The following is a 6,286-nucleotide window of genomic DNA, read 5'->3' as shown; positions in this document are numbered from 1 at the left end:
CCGCCCGAAGCCCGTGAGGCCCTCCGGGGCCGAGGGGTGCGAGGGGGGCGTGGGGAAACGGACTGCGGAGCCCGTCCGGGACGAGCGGCGAGTCGAGCGCAAGCGCTGACGCCCGAGGGGGGCGTCGAAAAGGAGAGCACTGTGGGGCGGCTGCGGCCTGGGATCTGGCTGATGAAGTGGGACGCCCGCGTCCGGGACTCCGGGAACCGGCTGGTCGACTGGCTGCTGCGGCCCGCCTCCCTGCCCTGGCGGCTCGCCTCGCTCGCCGTGGTGCTCGGGATCTGCGTCTCCACGAGCCTGCGGGCGAACTGGGGCTCGGACAACGCCTTCGTGGTGAAGGCGGCCGAGACGCTGCTGGCGGGCGGGTCCCCGTACGAGGACAAGCGGTTCCTGTACCTCCCCAGCGCCGTGCTGATGGCGGTGCCGGAGGCGCTGCTGCCGCAGGAGGTGCTGCGGTGGGTGCTGCCCGTCGGGATGTCGGGGCTGCTGGGGATCGGCTGGCTGGCCGCGCTGCGGCTGTTCTCGGTGCCGCTGCGCTCCCGGTTCGCGGTCGTCGGCTTCGCCGTCTTCGCCCTGGCCTACAAGCCGTACGTGAACCTCGTGCTGATCGGCAACTGGACGGCCATCTCGGCGGCGGCCCTGCCGGTGGCGCTGCTGCTGGCGCGCCGGCGGGCGTGGGGGGCGGCCGGGCTGGTGGTCGGGCTGGCGATCGCCTGCAAGCCGATGCTGGTGCCGGTCGGGGTGCTGTTCCTCTTCGCCCGGCAGTGGCGGGGGCTGGCGGCGGCCGTGCTGGTGCCGCTGGGCGTCTCGCTGGCGGGGGCGCTGCTGATGCCGAGCCCTTCGCTGTTCTTCACCAAGACCCTGCCGTTCCTGCTGGGCGGGCAGGACGCCTACGCGCTGCCCTGGGACGCCTCGCCGATCGCGGTGCTGCCGCGGCTGGGGGTCCCGGAGCCGGTGGCCGTGGCGGTGGCGTTCGCGGGGGCCGGGGCGGGGCTGTGGGCGGCCTGGACGCGGTGGAGGCGGCCTGACGGGGCCGACGGGGGCGAGCTGCGGCTGGTGGAGACGGCCTGCATGGTGATGCTCGCCGCATTCCTGGTCTCCCGTCCCTCCTTCGACCACTACCTGCTGGTGGTGCTGCCGCTGCTGCTGGCCTCCGCGGTGCGGGAGGGCTCGATGCCCCGCTCGCCCTTGTTCTGGCTGGCCCTCACGCCCCAGGTGGCGCTGATCCCGTGGCCCTCCGAGCTGGCCCACAAACGGCGTGCCTTCAAGGACTGCGCCACGCTCTGCGGGCTCGCGGTTCTGCTGGCGCGTCGTGCGCTGAGCCCAGGTCGGGTTACTCTGGAGCCCGTAACAACTGCGGGGTCCCCACCCAGGACCGAACCGGAGTGCGCCGCGACGCCAGCAGAATCGGCATCGCGGACCGCGTTTTGACCCGTACGGGTCTGCTTGGGTATCCTGCTGGTTTGTTATGCGTATTGGCTTTCTCATTCTCACGTGAAAGGGCCTTACGCCGGTCCACCGGACCGATGACCAGCGGTTTTCACTCGGGTGCGTCCCCGATGTGAACGAGGGCTGTCGTGATCGTCCGTGGTGACCCTGTCAGGACCCTTCCCGAGGGGCTCGTGCCCTATGGGATGACCCACCACTGAAGAAGCGAAGGCATACGCGTGCGTACGTTCAGCCCCAAGCCCGGCGACATCTCGCGCCAGTGGCTCGTCATCGACGCCCAGGACGTTGTCCTCGGCCGTCTGGCGACCCAGGCCGCTGCCCTCCTCAAGGGCAAGCACAAGCCGACCTACGCCCCCCACATGGACATGGGCGACTTCGTCATCGTCATCAACGCCGACAAGGTCCACCTGTCCGGCAACAAGGCGTCGCAGAAGATGGCGTACCGCCACTCCGGCTTCCCGGGCGGTCTCCGCTCCGTGCGTTACGACGACCTGCTCCGTGACAACCCGGAGAAGGCCGTCGAGAAGGCCGTCAAGGGCATGCTCCCCAAGAACACCCTGGGCCGTCAGATGCTCTCGAAGCTGAAGGTCTACTCGGGCGACCAGCACCCCCACGCTGCGCAGCAGCCGGTGCCGTTCGAGATCACCCAGGTCGCGCAGTAGTTCCGGCCACCCCCTAAGACGTAGAAAATTCTGAGGAGCATCGTGGCCGAGACCACCGCCGAGACCCCCGTCGACGAGTTCGAGGGCGTCGAGGAGTACACCACCGAGTCCGAGGTCGTCGTCGAGGGCGACTACACCTCCGAGTCCCTTGCCGGTCGCTTCGGTGACCCCCAGCCGGCCGCCGGCCTGGGCCGTCGCAAGAACGCCATCGCCCGCGTCCGGATCGTTCCGGGCACCGGCAAGTGGAAGATCAACGGTCGCACCCTTGAGGACTACTTCCCCAACAAGGTGCACCAGCAGGAAGTCAACGAGCCCTTCAAGCTCCTCGAGCTCGACGGCCGTTACGACGTCATCGCCCGCATCTCGGGTGGCGGCGTCTCCGGCCAGGCCGGTGCCCTGCGCCTCGGTGTGGCCCGTGCGCTGAACGAGGCGGACGTGGACAACAACCGCCCGGCGCTGAAGAAGGCCGGCTTCCTCTCCCGCGACGACCGTGCGGTCGAGCGCAAGAAGGCCGGTCTCAAGAAGGCCCGTAAGGCTCCGCAGTACAGCAAGCGTTAATCTGCGCCTGCTGTTCTGCAACGAAACCGCCCCGGCAGCACTCTTTGTGCTGCCGGGGCGGTTCGTTTACCGCCCAAGCGGCAAATACCTGTCACAACCGGTCACATGCGAAGCGAAAACTCGGGAGGACAACAGTGGGACGACTCTTCGGGACGGATGGTGTTCGCGGCGTCGCCAACGCGGATCTGACGGCTGAGCTCGCGCTCGGCCTCTCGGTCGCGGCTGCCCACGTACTGGCCGAGGCGGGGACCTTCGCGGGTCACCGGGCGACCGCGGTCGTCGGCCGGGACCCCAGGGCCTCCGGCGAATTCCTCGAGGCCGCGGTCGTCGCGGGCCTCGCGAGCGCGGGCGTGGACGTCCTGCGCGTCGGTGTGCTGCCCACCCCGGCGGTGGCGTATCTCACCGGTGCGCTGGGTGCCGACCTCGGCGTGATGCTCTCCGCCAGCCACAACGCCATGCCCGACAACGGCATCAAGTTCTTCGCGCGCGGCGGCCACAAGCTCGCGGACGAGCTGGAGGACCGTATCGAGGCCGTCTACGAGGAGCACCGCACCGGCGCTCCCTGGGACCGGCCCACCGGCGCCGGCGTCGGCCGGGTCTCGGACTACAACGAGGGCTTCGAGAAGTACGTCGCCCACCTGATCGGCGCCCTGCCCAACCGCCTCGACGGCCTGAAGGTCGTCCTGGACGAGGCGCACGGCGCGGCCTCCTACGTCTCGCCCGAGGCCTTCGCCCGGGCCGGCGCGGAGATCGTCACGATCGGCGCCGAGCCGGACGGCCTGAACATCAACGACGGCTGCGGCTCCACCCACCTCGACCTGCTCAAGGCGGCCGTCGTCGAGCACGGCGCCGACTTCGGCATCGCGCACGACGGCGACGCCGACCGCTGCCTGGCCGTGGACGGCACCGGCGCCGAGGTCGACGGCGACCAGATCCTCGCGGTGCTGGCCCTGGCCATGCGCGAGGCGGGGCAGCTGCGCGAGAACACCGTGGTCGGCACCGTCATGTCCAACCTGGGCTTCAAGCTGGCCATGGAGGGCGCGGGCATCCAGGTCGTGCAGACCGGGGTCGGCGACCGGTACGTGCTGGAGGCCATGAAGGAGCACGGCTACGCGCTCGGCGGCGAGCAGTCCGGCCACGTGATCATCCTCGACCACGCGACCACCGGCGACGGCACGCTGACCGGCCTGCTGCTCGCGGCGCGGGTCTCGGCCACCGGCAAGTCCCTGGCGGAGCTGGCCGGGGTCATGGAGCGGCTGCCGCAGGTGCTGATCAACGTCCCCGACGTGGACAAGTCCCGGGTCACGACCTCGGCCGAGCTGGCCGCGGCGGTGGCCGACGCCGAGCGCGAGCTGGGCAGCACCGGGCGGGTGCTGCTGCGTCCGTCGGGCACCGAGCCCCTCGTACGGGTGATGGTCGAGGCCGCTGACATCGAGCAGGCCCGCGCCGTGGCCGGGCGGCTCGCCGACGTGGTGAAGTCGGCGCTGGGCTAACCCGCCCCGCCCGCGCCTTCCGTGCCTCGTGGCGCACCCGGCTTCCGGACCATCCGGCCGTGCTGGGTGCGCCACAGCATTTTCCAGGCGATGAGGGTGAGCGTGCCCGACAGGATGATGCCGCCCAGGTTGATCGCCAGCTGGATGCCCGAGCCCCACATCTGGGCCAGGTCCCCGTAGCTGAGCGCCACGGCCGCGTTGGCGCCCGCCGGCACGGTGGTCACCGAGATCGCCACGCCGACCAGCGCACCGGCCTTCGCCGAGGTCAGCGACAGCATCCCGGCCACCCCGGCCAGCAGCGCCACGACGAAGGAGAACGGGTCGGGCTGCCAGACGAAGCTCGTGTTCGGGCGGGGGCTGTCGAGCATGCTCTCCTCGAACAGGCCGACCGCGTCCATCCCCAGGCTGAAGACCGTCGTCGCCACGATCGCCGCGGTGAAGCCGACCACCAGCGCGAAGAGCGAGCGCCCGGCGAGCCTGGGTTTGCGCTGCACCAGGCCCGTGCAGATGCCGGCGAGCGGGCCGAACTCGGGGCCGACCGCCATGGCGCCCACGATCAGGATCGCGTTGTCGAGGACCACGCCGCAGGCCGCGATCATCGTCGCCACGATCATGAAGGCGCTGTAGGTGATCGTGAGGGTGGACTCCTCGTGCGTCGACTCGGAGAGCTGCTCCCAGACCACCGCGTCGGCCGCCTCGCCCGGCGCCTCCTCCTCGGCGTCGTCGGCGCGCCGGGAGATCGACAGGTCGATGTTCTCGACGGCGATGGAACCGCTCTTGTCGATCCCCAGGGCGCGCATCTCCTGCAGCAGCTCGTCGGCCGCCTCGCGGGCGACGTCGCACAGCACGAGATCGCCCTCGGGGTCGCGGGCGGCGCCGGTCAGCACGACGAGATGGGTGGTTCCCACCGTCCCGTCGATCAGGTCCACCACCCGCTCGGTCAGGTGGTGCGGGGTGATCATCCGCAAATGCAGCATTGGCGCACCCTAGCCACTGGAAGGCCCTCAGAGCTTGCGCAGGCTCAACTTCTGGACCTTGTGGTCCGGTCCCTTGCGCACGACCAGGGTGGCGCGGCCGCGGGTGGGGGCCACGTTCTCCAGCAGATTGGGCTTGTTGACGGTGCGCCACATCGTCTGCGCGTACTCCATGGCCTCCTCCTCGGAGACCTGGGTGTACTTGCGGAAGTAGGAGAAAGGATTCTGGAAGGCGGTCTCGCGCAGCTTCCGGAAGCGGCCCAGGTACCAGCGCTCGATGTCCTCGGGGCGCGCGTCCACGTACACGCTGAAGTCGAAGTAGTCGGCGAGGGCGACGCGGGTGCGGCCGTCCGTCCCCGGGAGGGCCGGCTGGAGCACGTTCAGGCCCTCGACGATGAGGATGTCCGGGCGGCGTACGACGAGCTCCTCGCCCGGCACGATGTCGTAGATCAGGTGCGAGTAGACGGGGGCCCGCACCTCGTCCTTGCCGGCCTTGATGTCGGCGACGAACCGGGTGAGCGCTCGGCGGTCGTAGGACTCCGGGAAGCCCTTGCGGGAGGTGAGCCCGCGCCGCTGGAGCTCCTTCATCGGGTAGAGGAACCCGTCGGTGGTGACCAGCTCCACCCGCGGGTGCTCGGGCCAGCGGGCGAGCAGGGCCTGGAGCAGACGGGCCACGGTCGACTTCCCGACGGCGACCGAACCGGCGACCCCTATGACGAAGGGAGTGCCCGCTTGCGCGCCGTGGCCGTTGCCCGCGTCGCCCAGGAAGGTGTTCAGGGTGCCGCGGAGGTTGCTGGTGGCGCCGACGTAGAGGTTGAGCAGGCGCGAGAGCGGCAGGTACACGTCGCGGACCTCGTCGAGGTCGATGACGTCACCGAGGCCGCGCAGCCGCTCCACTTCCTCGGCGGTTAGCGGCAGCGGCGTCCGCTCGCGCAGCGCGCTCCACTCGGCGCGGGTGAGGTCGAGGTAGGGCGAGGCGTCGGGGCCCCGGCGGTGGGCGGGGCGAGTGGGGTGCCCGTCCTGGCCGGGGCGCTCCATTGCGCTGTCTGGCGTGCTTCGTGGCGGCGAAGTGATCACACCGCCATTGTCGGGGCTCGGAGGCGGTTGTGGGTGGTGTGGTCGGTCACGTGACCGGGCGGGGGCCGGGGGG

The 6,286-nt window shown here is 70.6% G+C and carries 6 protein-coding genes; 4 read left to right on the top strand and 2 right to left on the bottom strand.

All coding sequences use genetic code 11. From position 1 onward, the window contains the following. Positions 1–171 precede the first annotated feature (171 nt). The 4 genes from ACIQ5Y_RS34115 to glmM all read left to right on the top strand — a co-directional run bounded on the left by ACIQ5Y_RS34115 (position 172) and on the right by glmM (position 4,162). Entirely contained in the window at positions 172–1,431 is a 1,260-nt protein-coding gene (locus ACIQ5Y_RS34115; protein WP_403889520.1) for a glycosyltransferase family 87 protein, read from the top strand. A 236-nt stretch (positions 1,432–1,667) separates the two neighbouring features. Continuing rightward, positions 1,668–2,111, top strand: coding sequence for a 50S ribosomal protein L13 (rplM, locus tag ACIQ5Y_RS34110; RefSeq protein WP_384585710.1), 444 nt, complete (start codon positions 1,668–1,670; stop codon positions 2,109–2,111). A 42-nt stretch (positions 2,112–2,153) separates the two neighbouring features. Beyond that, the gene (gene rpsI / locus ACIQ5Y_RS34105; RefSeq protein WP_030773858.1) at positions 2,154–2,669 is read left to right on the top strand and encodes a 30S ribosomal protein S9; all 516 of its coding nucleotides are present in this window, start codon (positions 2,154–2,156) and stop codon (positions 2,667–2,669) included. Positions 2,670–2,803: 134 nt separating this feature from the next. After that, positions 2,804–4,162 (top strand): phosphoglucosamine mutase, encoded by a 1,359-nt coding sequence (gene glmM, locus ACIQ5Y_RS34100; protein ID WP_403889516.1) that lies wholly within the window; start codon positions 2,804–2,806, stop codon positions 4,160–4,162. Here the strand turns inward: glmM and ACIQ5Y_RS34095 are convergent. After that, complete coding sequence (locus ACIQ5Y_RS34095) at positions 4,159–5,139, bottom strand: DUF389 domain-containing protein (protein ID WP_403889513.1); 981 nt, start codon at positions 5,137–5,139, stop codon at positions 4,159–4,161. The two genes, glmM and ACIQ5Y_RS34095, sit on opposite strands and share 4 nt — an antisense overlap. A 27-nt stretch (positions 5,140–5,166) precedes the next feature. Beyond that, positions 5,167–6,174 carry a type I pantothenate kinase gene (gene coaA / locus ACIQ5Y_RS34090; protein ID WP_403889510.1) on the bottom strand — a complete coding sequence of 336 codons (1,008 nt, stop codon included), beginning with the start codon at positions 6,172–6,174 and terminating at the stop codon, positions 5,167–5,169. Between the last annotated feature and the right edge of the window lie 112 nt (positions 6,175–6,286).

The organism is Streptomyces sp. NPDC096339, assembly GCF_044762985.1.
Classification (GTDB): domain Bacteria; phylum Actinomycetota; class Actinomycetes; order Streptomycetales; family Streptomycetaceae; genus Streptomyces.
This window is presented reverse-complemented; position numbering and strand designations above follow the sequence as displayed.

Coding starts and splice junctions, on each gene's coding strand:
- ACIQ5Y_RS34115 (WP_403889520.1), top strand. CDS start 172: ATGAAGTGGGACGCCCGCGTCCGGGACTCCGGGAACCGGCTGGTCGAC.
- ACIQ5Y_RS34095 (WP_403889513.1), bottom strand. CDS start 5,139: ATGCTGCATTTGCGGATGATCACCCCGCACCACCTGACCGAGCGGGTG.
- coaA (WP_403889510.1), bottom strand. CDS start 6,174: ATGGAGCGCCCCGGCCAGGACGGGCACCCCACTCGCCCCGCCCACCGC.